This window comes from Aquitalea magnusonii (assembly GCF_003202035.1).
In the GTDB taxonomy this organism is placed as follows: Bacteria; Pseudomonadota; Gammaproteobacteria; order Burkholderiales; family Chromobacteriaceae; genus Aquitalea; species Aquitalea magnusonii.
This window is the reverse complement of record NZ_QJKC01000011.1, coordinates 38,989-60,601: the sequence shown is the minus strand read 5'-3', so window position 1 is coordinate 60,601 and position 21,613 is coordinate 38,989. Positions and strand designations below refer to the sequence as shown.

General features: G+C 59.6%; 19 protein-coding genes. 4 read left to right on the top strand and 15 right to left on the bottom strand.

Annotated elements, in window-relative coordinates; genetic code table 11:
- The first annotated feature begins 28 nt into the window (after positions 1-28).
- Positions 29-1,363, top strand: a complete 1,335-nt coding sequence (locus tag DFR38_RS12820; protein WP_059285853.1) for an APC family permease — start codon at positions 29-31, stop codon at positions 1,361-1,363.
- 71 nt (positions 1,364-1,434) lie between these two features.
- Here DFR38_RS12820 and speA read toward each other — a convergent pair whose 3' ends face one another.
- The 5 genes from speA to DFR38_RS12800 form a co-directional block, all read right to left on the bottom strand.
- Positions 1,435-3,315 (bottom strand): arginine decarboxylase, encoded by a 1,881-nt coding sequence (gene speA, locus DFR38_RS12815; RefSeq protein ID WP_059285854.1) that lies wholly within the window; start codon positions 3,313-3,315, stop codon positions 1,435-1,437.
- A gap of 462 nt (positions 3,316-3,777) precedes the next feature.
- Entirely contained in the window at positions 3,778-5,067 is a 1,290-nt protein-coding gene (locus DFR38_RS12810) for an NAD(P)/FAD-dependent oxidoreductase (RefSeq protein WP_110313495.1), read from the bottom strand.
- Positions 5,068-5,255: 188 nt separating this feature from the next.
- Positions 5,256-6,437: an ABC transporter ATP-binding protein gene (locus tag DFR38_RS12805; RefSeq protein ID WP_110313494.1), complete on the bottom strand. Its 1,182-nt coding sequence runs from the start codon at positions 6,435-6,437 to the stop codon at positions 5,256-5,258.
- Between the two features lie 112 nt (positions 6,438-6,549).
- Positions 6,550-6,723 (bottom strand): hypothetical protein, encoded by a 174-nt coding sequence (locus tag DFR38_RS21250; protein ID WP_158527737.1) that lies wholly within the window; start codon positions 6,721-6,723, stop codon positions 6,550-6,552.
- Positions 6,724-7,030: 307 nt separating this feature from the next.
- Positions 7,031-8,845, bottom strand: coding sequence for a GGDEF domain-containing protein (locus DFR38_RS12800; protein ID WP_059285855.1), 1,815 nt, complete (start codon positions 8,843-8,845; stop codon positions 7,031-7,033).
- 198 nt (positions 8,846-9,043) lie between these two features.
- On the opposite strand from DFR38_RS12800, the gene DFR38_RS12795 reads away from it, so the two are divergent.
- The 3 genes from DFR38_RS12795 to astE all read left to right on the top strand — a co-directional run bounded on the left by DFR38_RS12795 (position 9,044) and on the right by astE (position 11,775).
- Positions 9,044-9,832 (top strand): alpha/beta fold hydrolase, encoded by a 789-nt coding sequence (locus DFR38_RS12795; protein WP_059285856.1) that lies wholly within the window; start codon positions 9,044-9,046, stop codon positions 9,830-9,832.
- Between the two features lie 43 nt (positions 9,833-9,875).
- Positions 9,876-10,661, top strand: coding sequence for an enoyl-CoA hydratase-related protein (locus DFR38_RS12790; RefSeq protein WP_059285857.1), 786 nt, complete (start codon positions 9,876-9,878; stop codon positions 10,659-10,661).
- Positions 10,662-10,761: 100 nt separating this feature from the next.
- A complete protein-coding gene (astE, locus tag DFR38_RS12785) occupies positions 10,762-11,775 on the top strand; it encodes a succinylglutamate desuccinylase (RefSeq protein ID WP_110313493.1) in 1,014 nt (337 codons plus the stop codon).
- A gap of 75 nt (positions 11,776-11,850) precedes the next feature.
- On the opposite strand, the gene flgL is transcribed toward astE, so the two are convergent.
- The 10 genes from flgL to flgC all read right to left on the bottom strand — a co-directional run bounded on the left by flgL (position 11,851) and on the right by flgC (position 21,612).
- The gene (gene flgL, locus DFR38_RS12780) at positions 11,851-12,765 is read right to left on the bottom strand and encodes a flagellar hook-associated protein FlgL (RefSeq protein WP_059285858.1); all 915 of its coding nucleotides are present in this window, start codon (positions 12,763-12,765) and stop codon (positions 11,851-11,853) included.
- A 15-nt stretch (positions 12,766-12,780) separates the two neighbouring features.
- Entirely contained in the window at positions 12,781-14,580 is a 1,800-nt protein-coding gene (flgK, locus tag DFR38_RS12775) for a flagellar hook-associated protein FlgK (RefSeq protein ID WP_110313492.1), read from the bottom strand.
- Positions 14,581-14,626: 46 nt separating this feature from the next.
- Positions 14,627-15,586: a flagellar assembly peptidoglycan hydrolase FlgJ gene (gene flgJ, locus DFR38_RS12770; protein ID WP_059285859.1), complete on the bottom strand. Its 960-nt coding sequence runs from the start codon at positions 15,584-15,586 to the stop codon at positions 14,627-14,629.
- Between the two features lie 89 nt (positions 15,587-15,675).
- A complete protein-coding gene (locus DFR38_RS12765) occupies positions 15,676-16,773 on the bottom strand; it encodes a flagellar basal body P-ring protein FlgI (RefSeq protein ID WP_110313491.1) in 1,098 nt (365 codons plus the stop codon).
- A gap of 21 nt (positions 16,774-16,794) precedes the next feature.
- Entirely contained in the window at positions 16,795-17,478 is a 684-nt protein-coding gene (locus DFR38_RS12760; RefSeq protein WP_059285861.1) for a flagellar basal body L-ring protein FlgH, read from the bottom strand.
- Between the two features lie 80 nt (positions 17,479-17,558).
- A complete protein-coding gene (gene flgG / locus DFR38_RS12755; protein WP_059285862.1) occupies positions 17,559-18,341 on the bottom strand; it encodes a flagellar basal-body rod protein FlgG in 783 nt (260 codons plus the stop codon).
- 53 nt (positions 18,342-18,394) lie between these two features.
- Positions 18,395-19,135 carry a flagellar basal body rod protein FlgF gene (locus tag DFR38_RS12750; protein ID WP_059285863.1) on the bottom strand — a complete coding sequence of 247 codons (741 nt, stop codon included), beginning with the start codon at positions 19,133-19,135 and terminating at the stop codon, positions 18,395-18,397.
- Positions 19,136-19,174: 39 nt separating this feature from the next.
- Positions 19,175-20,440, bottom strand: a complete 1,266-nt coding sequence (gene flgE, locus DFR38_RS12745; protein WP_059285864.1) for a flagellar hook protein FlgE — start codon at positions 20,438-20,440, stop codon at positions 19,175-19,177.
- Positions 20,441-20,481: 41 nt separating this feature from the next.
- Complete coding sequence (locus DFR38_RS12740) at positions 20,482-21,186, bottom strand: flagellar hook assembly protein FlgD (protein WP_082693428.1); 705 nt, start codon at positions 21,184-21,186, stop codon at positions 20,482-20,484.
- Positions 21,187-21,201: 15 nt separating this feature from the next.
- Positions 21,202-21,612, bottom strand: a complete 411-nt coding sequence (flgC, locus tag DFR38_RS12735) for a flagellar basal body rod protein FlgC (RefSeq protein WP_059285866.1) — start codon at positions 21,610-21,612, stop codon at positions 21,202-21,204.
- Position 21,613 lies beyond the last annotated feature (1 nt).

The following is a 21,613-nucleotide window of genomic DNA, read 5'->3' as shown; positions in this document are numbered from 1 at the left end:
CACAAACATGAGCCACAAAGGAGAAACAATGGAAACGAAACAACTGGAGCGCTCGCTGACGCTGGGTTCCGTGGTGCTGTTCGGGCTGGCCTACATGACGCCCATCATCGTACTGGGGACCTTCGGCATCCTGGCGCAAATGACCGATGGCATGGTGCCAGCCTCCTATCTGCTGGCACTGGTAGCCATGCTGTTTACCGCTTACAGCTATGGCCGCATGGCGGCGGCCTTTCCGGTGGCCGGTTCGGCCTATACCTACACCCGCAAATCCATCCACGCCAAGCTGGGCTTTCTGGTGGGCTGGGCGGTGCTGCTGGACTATCTGTTTTTACCGATGGCCATCTGGCTGATCGGCGCGGCCTATCTGGCGGCGGCCTTTCCCGGCATCCCGATGGCAGTATGGGTGATTGCCTTCATCGTGCTGACCACGCTGATCAACATTGTCGGGCTGAAGATGGCCAATACCGTCAACTACCTGATGATGCTGCTGCAATTCCTGGTGCTGCTGGCCTTTGTGGCGCTATGCATCCACTATGTGGCGGGCGATGCCAGCAAGCCCTTGTGGAATCTGGCGCCCTTTTTCCGTGGCGACATGAAGCTGCCAATGATCATGGCCGGTGCTGCCGTGGCCTGTTATTCCTTTCTGGGTTTTGACGCGGTCAGCACGCTGACAGAAGAAACCCGTGATGCACGCCGCACCATTCCGCGCGCCATCATGTGGATTACCATCATCGGCGGGCTGATTTTCGTGGTGGCATCCTACTTTGTGCAGCTGGCCCATCCGTCCAGCCAGTTCAAGAGCGTGGATGATGCGGCGTTCGAGATTGCCAAGAATATCGGTGGCGACCTGTTTGCCAGCATCTTCCTGATCGGCCTGATCATCGGCCAGTTTGCCTCCGGCCTGTCGGCGCAGGCCAGCGCCTCGCGCCTGCTGTATGCCATGGGCCGCGACGCGGTGCTGCCGCCGTCCATCTTCGGCAAGCTGCATGCGCGCTTTCGCACTCCGGTCAACAATCTGCTGATCTGCGGCGTGGTAGCGCTGCTGGCACTGAAGCTGGATGTCACCACCTCCACCTCCTTTATCAACTTTGGTGCCTTCCTGGCCTTCAGCTTCGTTAACTTGTCGGTGATTGCCCACTACTACGTGCGTCAGCGTCGTCGTGCGCTGCGTGACTTCTTCCTGTTCCTGCTGTTTCCACTGATCGGCATGCTGGCCGACCTGTGGCTGCTGGTCAGCCTGGATAGCCGCGCCATCATGCTGGGGCTGATCTGGCTGGCACTGGGCATTGCCTACCTGGCCAAGCTCACCGGTTTCTTCCGCCGTGAGCCGCCGGAACTGGACTTTGTTGAAGCCGAAGGCTGATTCCAGCCCTTCCAGACGTAAAAAAGCCCTGATCACTCAGGGCTTTTTCTTTGGCATCAGACCTGCGCGGCTTACACCGACAGATAGGACGACTGTTTCAGACCGCGGCAGAATTCGGCAAAGAACACATTGCGCTCATCGCTGGACAGGTCGGCCGCACGGGCCTTCTCTTCGTAGCGGTTGAGGATTTCCTCCGGCGACAGGTGCACATAGCGCAGCATGTCTTCGATGGTGTCATGCTCCTCGACACCGGCAAATTCCAGCTGGCCGTTGTCGCGCACATAGACGTTGACCGAGTCGGTATCGCCGAACAGATTGTGCATGTCACCCAGGATTTCCTGGTAAGCACCCACCATGAACACGGCGATCAGGTATTCCTTGCCCGGTTCGACATCATGCACCGACATGCTGGATTCGATGCTTTGCTGGTCGACATACTGCTTTACCTTGCCGTCCGAATCGCAGGTCAAATCCTGCAGCACGGCGCGGCGGGTGGGCTGCTCATCCAGCCGGTGTACCGGCATGATGGGCAGGATCTGGTCGATGGCCCAGGTATCCGGCAGGCTCTGGAACACCGAGAAGTTGCAGAAATACTTGTCGGCCAGCTTGTCGGTCAGCTCGTCATACACCTGGCGCTGCGAACGCTGGCTGGCTTGCAGCTGGCGGTGCAGGCGACGGCACAGGGTGGCGTGCACGTCTTCGGCCATGGCCTTTTCCTTCAGCGAAATGCGACCGGCGGAATAGAGGTCGGACACATCAGAGGCGTAATGGCTGGCACGGTAATAGATCTCCGTCACCATTTCCTCGTCGGTCAGCTCCATCAGCTCGAACAGCTTGCGCACCGGCTTGGCCAGTACCGACAGGTCGGCCACTTCCGGCACGCTTTCCGGCAAGCGCTCCACGTCGGTCACGTTCATGATCAGCACCGCGTGGTGGGCGGTCATGGCGCGGCCGGATTCGGACAGGATGCGCGGATGCGGAATGCCGTTTTCGTCGCAGAACTCGGCCAGCATGGATACGATGACCTGGGCGTATTCGTCCATGTCATAGTTGATGGAGCTGGCATTGCGCGAATGGGTGCCGTCGTAATCCACGCCCAGGCCACCGCCCACGTCGACGTGGTCGATGGGCAGGCCCAGCGCACGCAGTTCGGCAAAATAGCGCACGGCTTCGCGGAAGCCGGAGCGGTAGTCACCGATATTGGCAATCTGCGAACCCATGTGGAAGTGCATCAGGCGCACGCAGTCGGACATGCCGGCAGCGGCCAGCTTGTCGGCAGCGGAAATCAGCTGGGCTGCGGACAGGCCGAACTTGCCCTTGTCACCGCCGGTATCTGCCCATTTGCTGCTGGCCAGCGAGGACAGACGCACGCGCATGCCCAGCATCGGGCGCACGCCCAGCTTCTGGCTTTCTTCGATGGCCAGGTCGACCTCGGATTCTTTTTCGATGACGATGAATACCTGATGGCCCAGCTTCTGGCCAATCAGCGCCAGGCGCACGAATTCGCGGTCCTTGTAGCCATTGCAGATGATGGTGCCGCCCTTGGGGGCCAGCGCCAGCACCGCCATCAGTTCCGGCTTGGAGCCGGCTTCCAGGCCGATGGACACGTCGCGGGTGGCGATGATGCTTTTCACCACCGCTTCTTGCTGGTTGACCTTGATCGGATAGATGGCCGTGTAGCGGTTGCCGTAATTCTGCGTGGCAATCGCGCTGTCGAAAGCGCGGCACAGGCGTGTCACGCGGTCCTGCAGGATGTCGGGAAAACGCACCAGCAGCGGCAGGTCCAGTCCCTTGGCGCCCAGCTGGCGGCTCAATTCGTGCAAATCGATACGCGTGTCGTGGCGCACATTGGGTTGCACCTGAATGCAGCCATTGTCGCCCACGTCAAAATAACCCGCCCCCCAATGCCGGATGCCGTACAGGCTCCGGCTATCAGCCACAGTCCAAGCCATGAGATTTTCCCTCAATGATTCGATGGATAACCCCGCTCCTTAGTGCGCGGCTTTCGGGCTACAAAGCTTTTATGTGGGCCTGGGATGTCGGAGCGAAACAATTGATTGTCAGTGTTTTGCATTGCAAAACGAGCGCGGATTTTAACAACATCACGCTGCTTGACAAGTAAAAGTTTGATGACGCGGCGCTACGTGCATTTTTTTGGACAAGGCGCATGGCATGACGGCCTTTTATGGCCGGCAATAAATGGCAGATGTGCTGCTGGCAGGCCGCATGGATGGCATATCTTCCATTCTGCGCCGGCAAGCAGGCCGTGGCCGCACTGTGCAAGATTTTCAACATTCAGCGCCCTGCCGCGCAGCCTTGCCAGACGCGGCACAATGCGTCAGCAGGCCGGCAACAAGCGGCCTGGGGCAGGCAGCGGGAAGGCCAGGACAAGGCCAAGGGGCCTACCGCGCTCCTTATAGCGCATCCAGCATGCGGTAATAGGCCATGCCCAGCACCAGTGCCGGGGTGCGCAACAGCTTGCCGCCAGGAAAATCACGGTGCTGCAGCCGGGCAAACAGGTCGAGCCGCCCGGCCGTGCCGGCAATGGCTTCGGCAATCACTTTGCCGGCGATGCCGGTGACATTGACGCCGTGGCCGGAAAAGCCCTGCATATAGTAGATATTGCCATCCAGCCGGCCCAGGTCCGGCGCCCGGTTGACGGTGATGTCGCAGAAGCCGCCCCAGGCATAGTCCACTTTCACATCGGCCAGCTGCGGAAACACGCGCAGCATGTCCTGGCGCATGGCCGCCGCCAGATTGTGCGGCTGCTTGCCGGAATAGCTGACCTTGCCGCCAAACAGCAAACGGTGATCGGCCGACAGGCGATAGTAGTCGAGCACGAAATTGGTGTCGCACACCGCCATATTGTTGGCGATCAGGCTGGCCGCGCGCTCGCGCCCCAGCGCTTCGGTGGCAATGACATAGGTGCCGGCCGGCATGATCTTGCGCTCCAGCTGCGGCACCAGCTGGCCGATATAGGCATTGCAGGCCAGCACCACATGGTCGCAGCTGATGGTGCCATGCTCGGCATGCACCTTGGGGCGGCTGCCGTGCTCCAGCCGCAGGACCGGTGTCTGCTCGTAAATGCGCACTCCGGCGGCCTGGGCGGCCCGCGCCAGCCCCAGCGCATAATTCAGCGGGTGCAGATGCCCGGAGCGCGGATCATACAGACCACCCAGATAACGCTCGCTGCCCAGCTGCTGCGCCAGCCTGGCCTTGTCCCACAGTTCCATGCCGCCATAGCCGTATTCTTCCTCGGCTTCCTGCTGCCACTCTGCCAGCTCCTGCATGTGGCGTGGCTTGAGCGCGGCATTGCAAAAGCCGCGGGTCCAGTCGCAGTCTATGCCATGGCGCCGGACACGGTCGTCGATGATGTCGACCGCTTCCACCGACATATCCCACATCACCCGTGCCAGCTCAGCGCCCAGCTGCTCGCGCAGGGTATCGATGCCGCAGGCATAGCCGGCAATCACCTGCCCACCATTGCGGCCGGAAGCGCCAAAGCCGATGGCGCTGCCTTCCAGCAAGGCCACCGACAAGCCGCGTTCGGCCAGGTTGAGCGCCGCCGACAAGCCGGCCAGCCCGCCGCCCACCACGCAGACATCAACGCTGGCCGAACCCTGCAGCTCGGGGCAGGCCTGCCAGGCATGGGCAGTGGCGCAATAGTAGGAAGGTGCGTGCGGCTGTCGGGCAAAGCGGAGCATAAGGACCTCGCGAACAAGGAAAGGGAAGGATGAATCTGGCGATCTCTGGCCGGATGATGACCGGTGCGGACGGAAAAAGAGCGGACACTCTTGCGAGTCATCCGCTCCTGGCCTGTGCGGGAGCCATTGCCTCCCACTCACAACACCCCGGCAGCCGCGGTGCAGCCGCCCGGTTCAGTGGGGGCCGCTTACTGGGTCAGCACCACCGGCACATCGGCACGCCAGCTGACAAACACCGGATCACCCCAGGTCGGGGCGGTTTCATCGGCATCGTACCAGCGCGAGGACGGCACCACGCTCTTGATGATCTTGCCGCTGGCCAGCTTGACGTGGAAGATGGAATAGCTGCCCATGTAGGCGATGTTTTCCACCACACCGGCGGCCATGTTCGGGCCGGCAGTCACCGGCTTGCGATCCAGGCGGACATCTTCCGGGCGCACACTGGCCCAGACATGCATGCCCTTGGGGCCGGTAATGCCGTGGTCGATACGCACCACGCCACCCAGTTCCTGCGAGGTGATTTCCACGCGGTCGGCCTCATCCACCGTCACCGCGCCTTCGAACATATTGGTTTCACCGATGAATTCGGCGGTGAAACGACAGTTCGGGTAGTCGTAGATCTCGGTCGGCGTGCCCACTTGCAGCAGCTTGCCTTCGCTCATGATGCCGATGCGGTCGGCCATGGTCATGGCTTCTTCCTGGTCATGGGTCACCATGATGCAGGTCACGCCCACTTTTTCGATGGTGTTGGCCAGTTCCAGCTGGGTTTGCTGGCGCAGCTTCTTGTCCAGTGCGCCCAGCGGTTCATCCAGCAGCAACAGTTTCGGACGCTTGGCCAGACTGCGCGCCAGCGCCACACGCTGTTGCTGGCCGCCGGACAGCTGGTGCGGCTTGCGGTTGGCGTACTTGCGCATCTGTACCAGATCGAGCATTTCATCGACACGGGCACTGATTTCAGCCTTGGGCAGCTTGTCCTGCTTCAGACCAAAGGCGATGTTCTCGGCCACGGTCATGTGCGGAAACAGGGCATAGCTCTGGAACATCATGTTGACCGGGCGCTCATAGGGCTCCAGACCGATGATGTCTTCGCCATCCAGAACGATCTTGCCCGAGGTCGGGGAATCCATGCCCGCCAGCATGCGCAGCAGGGTGGACTTGCCGCAGCCGGAACTACCCAGCAGGGCGAAAATTTCGTGCTGTCGAATATCCAGATCGACATGGTCAACGGCAACGTTGTCGCCAAACTTCTTTACCACTCCGCTGATGCGCAGATAAGGTTTGTCATTGGCTTGCACGCTCTGAACCTGCTTGGCAGCCTGTGCGCCCGCAACTGATTGAACCGGCTTATTGGCCGCTACAGCATCCGTCATGATTTTGCTCCCTCCAACTATTCCAGCCTTGGCGGCTGATTTCGCGTGTTCGCGACCTGATTATCGGGTCAGCTTCCAGAAAGGGCAGCCGGGCTGCTCTTTCCACTCGCACCTAATCCGCTTTCAAAACAATACCAGCACCCAACCCGGATGGGCAGTAGCCAGCAAGGAAAAAAGCGGGAAAAACGATCAAATCGGAAACGATATCATTTCGAGGAGGCTGGCAGAAACAGGCGTGGCCTGTGCTGTCGTCACGGACGGCAATATCTGGTGTCGCGTATTTCATGCTGGCTCCTCCCCTACTCTCCCGTACGTGGTGGGGTGGACAGGCTTTCCCGGCCAGGGGCAAATCGCTTGCGCCCTGCAGGAGTGCCTGCACCGTCACCCAGAGCAGTCTTTGCCGCTGCTCTTTTGCTGGAGAGAAGCCTAGCTTACGTTTAATAAATTTGACAAGCCTCAAAACGAAACTTGATCAAAAGTGACACTGCAATGTGGCTTCCCAGCCTCACAGCGCCTTTGTTTTGGTAAAAAACCCGCTATGGCAAAAAATATTTGATACAAAACAGGCAAATTTCTGCTGTTTGTTTAATTGATCAAACGCCCGCTGGCCGTGAGTCGTGCGGAACAGGCAGCAGATGCCGCCGCTCGACGAACAAGGAGCTGCCGGGCTGCTTTTTGGCCTGTTTCTTGGCCTCGGCGGTGGCCGAGCCGACTTCATAGTGAGTGGGGTACTGACCCGGACTCACCCGCACCACGCCCACCGACAGGCTGGTGAGCGGAAAACTCATCTGCTCGCCGTTGCGCCCGGTCATTTCAAAACCGCCGGCGGCCAGATGCGCGGGATCAAAAAAACTGCGCACACTGTGGTCGAAAGCCTGCAGCATGCCCTGCAATTTTTCTTGCCAGTCTGCCGACTGGAATAACAGCGCAAAATCATCGCCACCGACATGGCCGACGAAATCACGGTCCGGGTCGGCGCACTCCACCAGCAAACGCCCCACCAGCTGAATCATTTCATCACCAGCCGCATAACCGTACAGGTCATTGAAGGGCTTGAAATTGTCCAGATCGGCATACGCCACCACGAAAGGCAGCCGGGCTTCCAGCAGGCGGTCGATGGCCTCGGACAAGGGCACATTGCCGGGCAGCCCGGTCAGGGGATTGGCATAGCGGGCGGCGGAAATCTGCAGCTCGGTCATCTTGCGCATCAGGGCAAAACCGGTGCCCATGCCCAGATAACGGCCGTTTTCGGTAATGATGAAGCCATCCACCAGGTAGCGCTGCTCGGAAGCCACCACCAGCGCCGACAGCTCATGCACATTGATGTCGGCACTGACGATCAGCGGCTGCTTGTCCATCATCATGGTGCAGGGCTTTTTACCGTACAACTCACGATTGAAAGGCTTGGCAAAACTTTCCAGCAGATGATGGCGGCGCAGCAGGCCGATGGGCACGCCATTCTCCACCACCGGAATGGCAAAGCGTGCCGGGTCGCTGGCAAAAATCCGGTAAGCCGCCTCATTGGGCAGCTTGGGCTCCAGATAGGGCACCTCCTGCAGCAGGTCACGCGCTACGGCAGGCACTTGCCATGGCAGCCGCGGCCGGCTGCCCGACCAGGCTACTCCCTTGACATGAATTTGCAGATCCAGTGCGGGCGCGGCATTGGGGCGGGCCAGCAGATAGCCCTGGCCGTAACGCACGCCCAGCCGCTGCAGGGTGCGCAGCTCGGCCACGGTTTCGATGCCCTCGGCCACCAGCATGGCGCCCGACTGGCGTGCGATATCCACCATGGAGCGCACGAACTGCTCCTTGAGCGGATCCAGATGCAGCTGCTGGACAAAGTGTTTGTCCAGCTTGACGAAGTCCGGCCGCAGCTCCGACCACAGTCTCAAATTGGAAAAACCTTCACCCAGATCATCCAGCGCAATACGGAAGCCGTGTTCGCGGTAATGCTCGGTGGCACAGCGCAAGGCGGTATAGCAGCCACTGGGGGTGGTTTCGGTGACTTCGATGATGATGCGCTCGGCTGCCAGTCCAATCTTTTCCAGAAAGGCCAGCGTTTCGCCATGGCGGTGCTCCGGTGCCAGCAACGTGGCGGGGCAGATATTCAGGAACAGCAAACCGGACAGCGCCAGCTCGACAAAGCGCTCCATGGTGACCTGGCGGCAGGTACGATCCAGCATCACCGTCATATTGCAACGCTCGGCCTGGTCAAACAGGCTGACCGGTGCATGCAGCGGGCTGTTGGACGGGCCACGGATCAGCCCCTCGTAACCGAGGATGACGCCGCTTTCCAGATCAACAATGGGCTGAAACACCGGCTGCAATCGCCGTTCATTGATGATCAGCTCCAGCTCCTGACAGCGGGAGGCAAATTGCTCCAGCTCCGCCACTTCCGTCTGAGACATACAGTTCATACCCGATTATCAAGCTATCCCGCCATGAGGCCAGCCAGCACTTTAAACTGCGCAAATGACAGTCTGGTTACCCGGATCACCAACGGCAACGCAAAATAACCCTGCCAACTGGCCTGCCAGACACAATGCAGCCTAGAATGAAGCAGAGTCGACGCCATCCGGCCGCACTCATGCCAGCGGGAGTCGCCCATGCCACATATCACGCTCAACGGACATTCACTGTTCTACGAACTGACCGGACAAGGCCAGCACACCCTGCTGCTGTTCAATGGCATCACCATGTCCACCCCCGGCTGGACCTTGATGACACCGGCACTGGAAAGCCAGTACCGGCTGTTGCGGCTGGATTTTCTCGGCCAGGGCCAAAGCGACAAGCCTGTGGCAGAAAAGTACACACTGACCGAGCAGGCCGACCTGGCGGCCGCCCTGCTGGATGCCTTGCAGCTGGAAAAAGTCTATCTGGTGGGCCTGTCCTATGGCGGCATGGTGGCGCAGCACTTTGCCCACCGCCATGGCCAGCGCCTGCACAAGCTGCTGCTGGCCGCCACCCTGGCCTGGTCGGACGAAGTCAACAACCGCATCAGCCAGAGCTGGATCGAGTCCAATGCCATCGGCGGCCTCGACTTGCGTTACAGCGCCAGCGTGCCCTGGCTGTTTTCCAGCCGTTTTCTGGCAGCCAATGCCGCCATGCTGGACGACATGAAGCTAATGGCCGGCATGGTGGACTGGGATGCCGTGATCCGGCTGATCAATGGCGTCAGGGAACACGATGCGCGCAACTGGTTGCAGCAGATCAGGCTGCCCTGCCACATCCTGCTGGGCGAAGAAGACCGCCTGACGCCGCTTTACCAGGCACGACTGCTGCAAGAACGCATCAGCGGTGCCACGCTGGAGCTGCTGCCGCATGCCGCCCATGTGCTGCATATCGAAGCGGCCGAAGCCTTTGTGCGCAGCATTTTCCGTTTTTGCCAGCCCTAGAGCGCCCTGCGCCACAACAACAAGAAATACCGAGGAGAACCTGATGGAAGAAGCCGTACTGCTCAAGGTCAGCCCGCAGGGCATTGCGACCGTTACCCTGAATCGCGGCGAATTGCACAATGCCCTGGATGACAAGATGGTGGAATTGCTGACCGCCACCCTGCAAACCCTGGCCGAAGACGACAGCATCCGCGCCGTCATCCTGACCGGCGAAGGCATCAGCTTTTCCGCCGGCCACGACAGTGCCTGGATGCGTCGCCTGACCGACTTCGACGAAGCCCAGCTGCGGCGTGATGCCCAGCGCCTGTCCACCCTGCTGGAAACACTGGACCACCTGCCCAAACCCACCATCGCGCGGGTACAGGGCTCGGCCTTCGGCATTGGCGCGGCACTGGTCGCCTGCTGCGATGTGTCCATCAGCGTCGCCGAGGCGCTGTTCTGCTTTTCCGACGTCAAGCTGGGCATCATTCCGGCACTGGCCGCACCCTATATCGTGCGCGCCATCGGCCCACGCGCGGCGCGGCGCTACTTTGTTACCGCCGAGCGCATCAATGCCGGCAAGGCGCGCCGGCTGGGACTCATCCACCAGACCGTGGAAAACGACGAGCTGGATGACGCGGTCGCTCACATGTGCCGCCAGCTGCTGCTGAACGGCCCGCATGCCATGATTGCCGCCAAACAGCTGATCCGTGACATCGAACACCACGACATCGGCCCGGAAGTGATCGCGCTGACAGTGGACCGCATCGTCGCCCTGCGGCGCAGCGAGGAAGGCCAGGAAGGGGTAAAGGCTTTTCTGGAAATGCGCAAACCCGGCTGGATAGACTGAGTTTGCCCAGATACGGCATCCGCGTTCAAATGCGCGGCATGCCGGCTGCAAGCCATGCGGGAATGGTTACAATCAGCCCTTCCCTCCGCACGGATAGCCCATGACCACCTCGCATTCTCGTTTTCTGCAGCATGTGCTGCAACCGGCAGCGCTGGCGGAAACCAGCTGGACTCTGGCGCACGGTGTCACCGCCTGCTGGCATGATGACAGCGCGGTCGAACTACGCCCGGCCACACCCGCTGCCAACTGCAGCTACATCCTGCTGTCCTGCGGCATACACGGCAATGAAACCGCACCGGTGGAAGTGGTGGACGGCATCCTGTCCGACATCGCCAGCGGCCGGCTGCACTTGCACCACCCCTTGCTGGTGCTGTTCGGCAATCCGCAAGCCATGCGCTGCGGTGAACGCTACCTGGATTACGATCTGAATCGCCTGTTCAATGGTGCCCATCAGCCACACGCCGGCCTGTACGAAGCGGAGCGCGCCGCACTGCTGGAACAACACGCCAGCCGCTTCTTCGCGCAGGCCGGCCCGGAGCATGGCAAATTGCATTACGACCTGCACACCGCCATTCGCGGTTCGGTCTACGAAAAATTTGCCATCTATCCCTTCCTGCATCAGCGCCCGCACCAACGCAGCCAGCTGGCCTGGCTGAAACATTGCGGTATCGAGGCGGTGTTGCTGCACAGCAAGCCGGCCAATACCTTCAGCTATTACACCAGCCAGCAACATCAGGCCGCTGCCTTCACGCTGGAGCTGGGCAAGGCCAGGCCTTTTGGCGAGAACGACCTCAGCCGCTTTGCCGGCATCGATCAGGCCCTGCGCCAGTTGCTGGACAACAGCACGCCCACCCTGCCCGACTACCGCGATGGCGACTACCCGCTATTCCGTGCCAAATATGATCTGATCAAGCACAGCGAAGCTTTCCGCCTGCATCTGGCTGCCAGCGTGGAAAACTTCACCGTGCTGCCGGATGGCATGCTGATTGCCGATGATGGCGCAGAACGCTATGTGGCCAGCGGTGGCGAGGAGCGCATTCTGTTTCCCAATCCCGGCGTCAAACCGGGCCTGCGTGCCGGCATCGTGGTGGAGCCGGCCATGCTCGACGCCTGATAGCCCATCCAGCATGAAAATGGCCGCCCAAGGGCGGCCGATTTCTCACTGAGCGATGCGACGGGGCTCAGGACATCAGGACATATAGTTGAACAGCGACAGGCTGCTCACCTTGTTGTATACCAGCTGGCTGTATTTCAATGAAGTCTGGGTCTGGGTAAAGCTGGTGATGGCACTGGGCATGTCCAGATCCTGCAAATCACTGATGCCGGTCTTGTACTGCAAGCCAAGCTGGGTGCCCATATCCTGCACACTCTGGTTTTCCTGGCGTCGTGCACCAATCGAGGCAATGCTGGTGGCCAGGTTTTTTTGCGCGGAATCCAGTGCTGAGACGATATTCCCCATATCAGTGCTATAGGTGGCCGGCTTTGGATTTTGCGCCAAGAGATCATTCAGCGACTTCAATGCATCAAACACGGCGGTGGCACTGCTGGCATTGCCAAACACATTGCTGCCGGCATCGGAAATCTGCATGCTGCGCGAGGAGCTGATGGGCACATTGCGCTGGCCGGTATCGCCTTGATACGTGGCGGTGTAAGTGGCATCCAGCACATAGGGAGGAGTATCCACCTTGTTGCCGCTAAACAGGTAATTGCCCTTGCCATCGGTCGCATTGGCATAACCGGTCATTTCGGCAATGCCTTCCTGCACCTGTTTCTGGATCATCAGCAACTGGTCCGAGGTCAGGACGGTATTTCCCGCCTGAATGGCGACCGCCTTGATGCTGGTCAGCAGGTTGGAGGCATTGGTCAGCTGGGATTCGGCCAGCGACAAGGTCGATTCCACCGCCTTGGTATTGGTGACAAACTGGGTATTCATGCCATCGGACTGGCTCAGCTGCAAAATACGCGCAGCGGCAACCGGATCATCTGCCGGAGTCACCACCCGCTTCTGGGTATCCAGCTGGGTTTGCAGGGTCTGCAACTGCGACTGCAGCGATTGCATATCGTAGGTGCCGGTCATATAGGATGTTGCGGTACTGATTCTCATGATTCAACCCTCGCCTCAGCCGCCCATTTGCAGGATCTGCTGGAAAATGGTTTGTGCAATCTGCAGCACCTTGCCAGATGCCTGATAAGCCTGTTGGTACTTGATCAGGTCTGCTGCTTCCTGATCCATGTTCACGCCACTGACATTGGAACGCGAAGTGGTGGCCTGTTGCAGCAAGGTGGTCTGCGACGAAGAGGCCAGGCTCACCGTATTGGTGGCATTGCCCACATAACTGACGGTGGTGGAGTAATAAGTCTGGAAAGACTGCAAGCCGCCATTGCTGCCGTTCTTGTTTTCATCCACGATCTTGCGGGTTTGCAACGCCATCATCTCGCCCAGATTATTACCATTACCGATGACCGCGGTGCCGACCGGCACCGGCGCGACATTGATGGTCATGCCAGCCTGTATCTGGCCGGATAACTGGAACTTGATGCCCAGATCATTGGCCTGGGCCGTGTTGTCTACCAGTTTGTAACCATTGGAGACCGTAGGATCTGGCACAACTTTGAAGGTTTGCCCCCCATCAGGACCACCGGTCAGTGTCGCGTTGATAGTCGTGGCACTCGTTGCGGTAATGGTCATACCGCTGAGGCCGGTAAGCGGATGGGTCGCGGTAGTCGGCGGCGTGGTGGTGCTGCTCCAGCCATAGGTGCCGGGCAGGCTGGCCCAGACGCCGGACAAGGTGACACCGGTGCCGGCAGGGCTAATGCCACCGGCACCCAGCTGCAAGGACGAAGATGCCGCGAGCTTGGAAGGATCGGCCAGCAGCAACTGCATATTGGCCACGGCATCTTGCGGATGCGTGGCATAGCTGGTCATGTCGGCAAAAATCTTCCCGCCCTGGTTGCCCGAAAGGTCACGCCCCAGCTGGTTCTGATAATTCATCGCCGTGGTGAAGTCGATGACCAGCGTACCCAGCTTTTGCTGGGTGGTCAGCAGGGTGCCGTCGCGGAAAGACATATAACCGGCCAATTGCCCGCCTGACAGCACCGAACTGGAAATCACCGTGGCAGTGCCATTGGGATTGGGATAGGTCACCTGCACATTCTGCGGATTGGCCGGATCGGCCTGGGTAGCCAGCTTGCTGGCCTGGTTCCCGATCACCAGTGCCTGACCATTGCCGACGAACACGCTATAGGTCCCGTCCGACTGTGGCACTGCTTTGGCAGTCACCAGCTTGTTCAGCTGCTCCATGACCTGGTCGCGCTGATCCATCAGGTCATTGGGCTGCTGCTGGGTATTACTGGCCGCCGCCGCTGCGATCTGATGGTTCAGATCAGCGATGTTCTGGGTCAGCGCATTGATGCTGGTGACAGTGCTGGTAATCTGCGAATTGGCCCCGGCCTGCATCTGGGACAGATTGTTGCCGATGGCAGTGAAGTTGGACACCAGCGCCTGCGACATGTTGACCACGGTCTGCCGGCTGGGAATCGACGACGGATCCTGCGACAGCGTCTGCAGGCTGCTGTAAAAACTCTGGAAAGAATTATTCAGCCCGACGGTCGGATCAGCCAGCAGATTGTTGATCTGGTTCAGCTGCGACAACTGGCTGGAATAGAAGTTACTGCCGGCCTGCGCACTCAATACTTGCGAATCGAGATACTTGTCATAAATACGGCTGACACCGGTGATGTCCACCCCCTGCCCCAGGTAGCCGAAGCCTTCCTGCTGCGGCATGCGCGCCGCCTGACTCAGCACCTGGCGGTTGTAGCCCGGAGTATTGGCATTGGAAATATTCTGGCCGACAACAGAAAGCGCAGTTTGTGCTGCATTCAGGCCGCTTAGGCCAATGGAAAAAATGTTTGAGCCCATTATCGCCTCTCTGCTGTTTTATCGACCGCAACTGCTGAAACTTTAATCAAGAGCGCACCGCCTGCTGTGCCAGCGTAGCCGCCACATCCACCAGTTTGCGCGCATAGCGCGGATCGGTGGCATAGCCGCCGTTTTGCAAGCCCTGGGCGAAACCCAGCACATTGCGGCCCTGATTCAATGCGGCCTGGTAGCGCGGCGAATTCTTCAGCATGCTGGCGTAATCGCTGAAGGCATCGGCATACGAATCATAAGAGCGGAATTTCTCCACCTTTTTCTGCGCACTACCGTTCACATATTCGGTGGTGGTGATGCTGGTGGACTTGCCTTGCCAGTCACCGGTGGCCTTGATGCCGAACAGGTTGTGTGAATTGCTGCCATCCGCATTGCGAATGGCACGCTTGCCCCAACCGCTTTCCAGCGCGGCATGGGCCACCACGAACTCCGGTGCCACCCCAAGCTGGGACGCTGCATTGCGGGCATGCGGCAACATGCCCTGGATGAAGCTCTTGCCATCGCTGACGACGGTGCTGTCTGCCTGCGCCGTGGCCAGGCCGGCGCTGGCTGCCTCGCTCTGTGCGGCCTGATAGGCTTTCACCCCGCTCGACTGGCTAAAACGGGTGGGCAGTACCGGGCTGCTGGCCGCCGGACGCAGCTTGCTGGCATCGCTGCCGGCATCAAAACCGGATTGCTTGGCGATCTGCTTGTACACCAGATCGGCAATTCCCATGCCGCCGGCACGGCTCAGCGACTGCACCATCTGCTGGTCCAGCATGCCGCGGTAGGTATCCATGGCGGAGTCGCCCTCGTCGTCAAACTTGGTTTCACGCATGGTTTTCAGCATGGTTCCCATCAGCAGGGCTTCGAACTGCGACGCCGCTTCCTTGGCCGCCCCCTTGGGGTCCTTGGCCATGCGCGAACGCAGGCTGGACATCTGGGTGGGATCCACCGCCAGCTGCTGGTTCAGGGCATCGTTTGCTGTATAGGTACTGGAAAACTGCGTCGTCATTCTTCACTCCTCCACCCGGCTAAAAGCAAGAAGCGGGCCAACGCAAAAGGCCCCGTCGACGGGGCCTTTTTCAGCAAGAAAAACCGGGCTCAGATGATTTGCAAATCGGCCTTGAGCGATCCGGCAGCCTTCATTGCCTGCAAGATGGAAATCAGGTCTTGCGGCGTGGCACCCAGTGCATTCAGTGCCGAGACAACCTGGTTGAGATTGGCGCTCTTGGCCACTTTCAGCACCTTGCCGACATCGCTGGTGACGCTGACATTGGCCTGATTGGTGGCCACCGTCTGCCCTCCAGACAGCGCAGGGGGCTGACTGACCTGCGGGTTGTTGCTGATGGTGACGGTAAGGTTGCCGTGGGCGATGGCGCAGGGTTCCAGCTGTACCGCCTGGTTCATCACGATGGAGCCGGTCCGGGCGTTGATGATGACCAGAGGGGAAACTTCTGCCGGGTCGACGGCAAGATTTTCCATCCGCGACAGAAACTGCACGCGCTGGTTGGAATCGAAGGGCGCACGTACTTCCACCAGGCCACCGTCCACCGCACGGGCGGTGCCACTGCCAAATGCCTTGTTGATGGCCTGGACCACCCGGTTGGCCATGGTGAAATTGGCTTCCTGCAATTCCAGATTGATGAATTCGCCACTCCCCAGCGCCGTGGGCACTTCACGCTCCACCGTGGCACCACCGGCAATCCGCCCCACACTCAGCTGGTTGATCTGCGCCTTGCTGCCACCGGCCGCTGCGCCTGCACCGCCCACCAGCACATTACCCTGCGCCATGCCGTAAATCTGCCCGTCAGCCCCCTTGAGTGGCGACAGCAGCAAGGTCCCCCCGCGCAGACTCTTGGCATCGCCAATCGAGGAGACGGTGACATCCAGCGCCTGGCCTTTACGGGCGAAGGGCGGCAAGGTGGCGGTGAGGCTGACTGCCGCCACATTCTTGGGGTCGACCTTGGTTCCGGGCGGAATCTGCACGCCCAGCTGGGTCAGCATGTTCGACAGCGACTGACCGGTAAACGGCGAGGAAGTCACCTTGTCGCCGCTGCCATCCAGCCCCACCACCAGGCCGTAACCCAGCAATTGGTTGGAGCGCACGCCGGCAATATTGGTAATGTCCTTGAGCCGGTCGGCCGCCAGCACTTGCGCCCCCAGCAGCAGGCAAGTCAGTGCAAGCAGGAATTTTTTCATGATGTCATCCAGTCCTGGTCATCAAATGGGCATGATGCTCAGGAAAAATTTGGCCAGCCAGCCCGGCTCGTTGTACAGACGGTTATTACCCTTGGTTTCCTGCTCGATGCGGGCATCGGCCACCTTGAGCGAGGAGACCGAACGGTCGGCCGCGATATCACGCGGATTGACCACTCCGGACAGGCGGATGGATTCGGTATCGCCATTGATTCGCACCACTTTTTCACCGCTGACCACCAGATTGCCATTGGCCAGCACTTCGATCACGGTGACGGTAATGGAGCTGACAAAGGTGGTGGCCACCTGATTGGTGCCCTTGCCGGTATTGTTGGCCGAGCCGCTGCCGGTTATGGAAGCGCCGACACCCTTGCCCAGACTGCTAGGCACAAACGGCAGCTGGATGCCGCTGGACAGGCTTTCATTGAGCGCGGAAGAACGGGTGGCCGTGGTTTGTTCCGACTGCGAGGTGGAGGACTTTTCCTGAATCGAGATGGTCAGCGTGTCGCCCACCAGTGCCGGCATCTTGTCTTCGAACATGGCACGGTAACTGCCCGCCTGGAAGATGGAACCATTGGCCGGCAGGGTATTGGCTTGCGGTTGCGGCCGCGCAGTCATGGGCAGGGTCACCAGCGGCGGCTCCTGCGCCGCACAAGCGGCCAGCAGCAATGCCAGCATCCCCGGCATCATCCATTTCAGCATTTTCATTCCGCCCTCCTCACACCGCCAGCCGGCCATCAAGCAAAAACTGATTTTAGCGTTTAAATACCACCAGCAGAACCGGCAGCTTACATCTGCGTCAGCTTCTGCAGCATCTGGTCGGCCGTGGTGATCGCCTTGGAGTTCATTTCAAACGAACGCTGGGCGGTAATCATGTTGACCAGTTCCTCGGTCACATTGACGTTGGAGCCTTCCAGAAAACCCTGCATGACCAGACCACGGCTGTCCGTACCCGGATCGCCATCCTGCGGATCGCCGGAGGAGGCACTTTGCAGGTACAGATTATTGCCGACACTTTCCAGACCTTGCGGATTGATGAAGGTCGTCAGCTGGATGGTGCCGGCGGTTTGCGGTGCCGGATTGTTGGGCAGGAAGTACTGCACCACACCGGCGGTGGAAACGGTAATTTGCGAAGCCGTGCTGGGGATATTGATATTGGGGTTGAGCTGATAGCCATCCGAGGTGACGATGTCACCGCTGGAGTTGCGCTTGAACTCACCATCACGGGTATAAGCCGTGGTGCCATCCGGGCGCAGGATACGGAAAAAGCCGTCGCCGGTAATCGCCCAGTCCAGTGGCTGGCTGCTCTGCGTCATATTGCCCTGGGTGAAGTTCTTGGCGGTAGCCACTGCCGTGGCACCAGTACCAACCTGCAAACCGGTGGGCGTGGTGCTGCCATCTGCCAGCTGCGCACCCGGCTGGCGCAGGGTCTGATAGTAAAGATCTTCGAACACAGCGCGCCCGCGCTTGAAACCCACGGTGTTGACGTTGGCCAGGTTGTTGGAAATGACATCCAGATTGAACTGGCTGGAGTCCATCCCGGTCTTGGCAACATAAAGCGCACGCATCATGGCGGTGTTTCCTCAGAATTCTTGATTTGTTATGAGTATGGGAGCAGCTGGGCTTAGCCCATGGCCAGCAGCTGGGTGGCTTTCTGATCGTTCTGATCAGCATTGGTCATCAGCTTGATATTCATGTCGTACTGGCGACCGTGGGAGATCATCTGCACCAGGCTTTCCACCGCGTTGACATTGCTGGCTTCCAGCGTTTCCGGCACCAGTTTGACCGAGGTGTCGGCCGTGGCGGTATCGCCACTATTCATGCGGAACAGGCCGTCCGGCCCCTTGTACACTTCCTTGGCACCGGGATTGACCAGCTTGATCTGCCCCAGCAGTTGCGGGGTACGGTCCTTGCCGTTTTGCGGCACGCCGATAACCGAACCATCCTGACCCAGCTGCACCTGATAGCCGGTCGGCACGGTAATCGGGCCGCCATCCCCGGTGATGGGCAGGCCACTGCGGGTGCGCATCATGCCATTGGCGTCCAGCACGTAGCCGCCATCGCGGGTATAGGCTTCACTGCCATCCGCGGCCTGCACGGCGAAGAAACCGGGCGAACCCAGGGCAAAGTCACTGGGGCTGCCGGTATGCATCAGGCTGCCCTGGCTCATGTCATGGCCAATGGTGTTGTCCACCACATAAGTACGGGTCGGCGCACCGGGGCCCACTACCGGCAGCGCACGGAAGGAGGCCAGATCGGCCTTGAAGGCATTGGTATTGGCATTGGACAGATTATTGGCCGTGGTGGCTTGCTGCAAATCGATGTGTTTGGCACCGGTCATGGCCAGGTACAGCATCTTATCCATTGTTTCCCCGCTTCCTTAGGCTGATCTGGCTGACATCAATCACAGATTGATGATGGTCTGCATCAAGGTGTCTTCGGTCTTGATGGTTTGGGCATTCGCCTGGTAGAAGCGCTGCGCGGTAATCATGTTGACCAGTTCCGCAGTCAGGTCGACGTTGGAATCTTCCAGTGCCTGCGACTGCACGGTACCGGCATTGCCGGAACCCGGGGCATTGTAGGCTGGCACGCCGGATTGCAGGGTCTGCTGCCAGCGGTTGCCGCCTTCATTTTGCAGGCCTTGCGAGTTGGTGAAGGTGGCCAGCGCCACTTGCCCGATGACTTTGTTCTGACCATTGGAAAAGCTGGCCATGATATTGCCGTGGGTGTCGATATTCATGCTGCTCAGCGTACCCGGGGCATAGCCATCCACTGTTTCGGTCGGGGTACCGGAAGCCTGCGCCACCTGGGTGGAACCGGTGTAATCCACGGTAAAGGTTACCGGTGCCGAAGAACCATTCACCGGCGTCGGGGAGAAGGTGACACTGAACGGTGCGATAGGCGTGGGAGGTGTGGTAGATGTAGTAGTGATCAGATTACCGGAGGTATCGTAGTTCATCGTGTAGGTATTGGTGCCGCTAGCCGGACTGCCATCGACATAGGCGGTTACCGTCCACGGCGTGCCGGTGGCGGTCGGCGTGCCCTTGACGTAGTACAGGGTCAGGTTGTGCTGATTACCCAGGCTGTCATACACCTGTGCGGCATTCGACCAGTTGAAACTATTGGTATTGGTCGGATTCAGCGGCGTCACCGTAGGGGCACTCAGGCGAGAGTCCAGATTGACCCCCATGGAGACCTTGGTAGTCGCTGCCGGCGAAATCAGGTTGGTTTGCAGTTTCAGGTCGGTGACCGGGCCCTGGGTCACCACGCCATTATTGGCCATCCAGCCTTGCAGGCGGTCGTTGCCATTGACGATGTAACCATCCTTGTCCACCTGGAACTGGCCATTACGGGTATAGGCCAGCGAGCCGGTGCTGGAGGTCGGATTCTGCCGTACGATGAAAAAGCCGTTGTTATTGATGGCAAGGTCCAGGCTGCGACCGGTCGGGGTAATGTTGCCCGCACTAAAGGACTGGGTGACCCCACTCACCTGCGAGCCGATACCGGCGCTGGTATTGGCCACACCATAAAAGCTGGTGGAGAACAGATCGCCAAACTCGGTGCGCGAACTCTTGAAACCGACGGTGCTGGCGTTGGATACGTTGTTACCGATGGTATCCAGCTGTGCAGACGCCGAATTCAGACCGCTCAAACCTTGTTGAAAACCCATGACACTACTCCCCGAAACCTGTTTGCGCTAATGACTTTTGATTAAGACAACTGGGCAATGCTGGCCAGACCGACGCTGCTGCCGTCTTTCATGATCAGCTGCGGCGTACCGCTGGCCCAGCTGACGGCAGTGACCGCCTGGTTGGCATACGGCGTGGCCGTTACCGCAGTACTGCTGGCACTGGTGGCCTTGGCGCTGAACGTGTATTTGCCGCTGGGCAGCTGGTTGCCGTTGGCATCCTTGCCGTCCCAGTTAAAGGAATTCAGACCGCTGCTGGGGCTTTTCACCGTCAGGGTATCCACCACATTGCCATTGGCGTCGGCAATGCTGACGGTGTAGTCGGTGGCAGCGCCACTCAGATTGACCGCACCTTGCACATTGGAACCGCTGGTCAGGCTCAGCGCATTGCCCGGTACCAGTGCCTGCTTGCCAATCATGGTGGCGGCCATCAATGACTGGTTGGCGGCTTGCGACTGCACCAGGCTCTGCATGGCGGTGTTAAGCGTCTGCATGCCGGATACCTGGCTGATCTGCGCCATCTGGCTGGTGATCTGGCTGTTATCCATCGGATTCATCGGGTCCTGCGCCTGCAACTGCGTCACCAGCAGCTTGAGGAAGCGATCCTGGATACCCTGTGCGCTGGTATCGGTATTGGCATTGGTCGAGCTGGTGCTGCTGCCAGATGTACTGGAGCTGCCGTTCAGCATCGCATACGGATTGGTCGAGGAATTAACCGAGCTGGTCATGGCTGCTGCCTTTCATCACTGTCCAAGCTGCAGGGTCTTCTGCAGCAAGGTTTTGGCGGTATTCATCATTTCCACATTGGTCTGATACGAGCGCGAGGCGGAAATCATGTCGGACATTTCCTCGACCGGATTGACATTGGGCATGTTGACGTAGCCCTTTTCGTCCGCCAGAGGGTTGCTGGGGTCGTATTTCAGCCGCGGCGGGGTCTGGTCTTCCACGATGGAAGTCACCCGCACCCCAGCCACTTGCGGCTGATCGGCGGTGACCGGCAGCGCGGTAAACACCACGTGACGGCCCTTGTAAGGCTGACCGGTGGAGCTGGTGGCGCTTTCCGCGTTGGCGATATTGCTGGCCACCACGTTGAGACGCATGGACTGGGCTGTCAGTGCCGAACCGGAAATGGCAAAAATATTAGCGAGCGACATG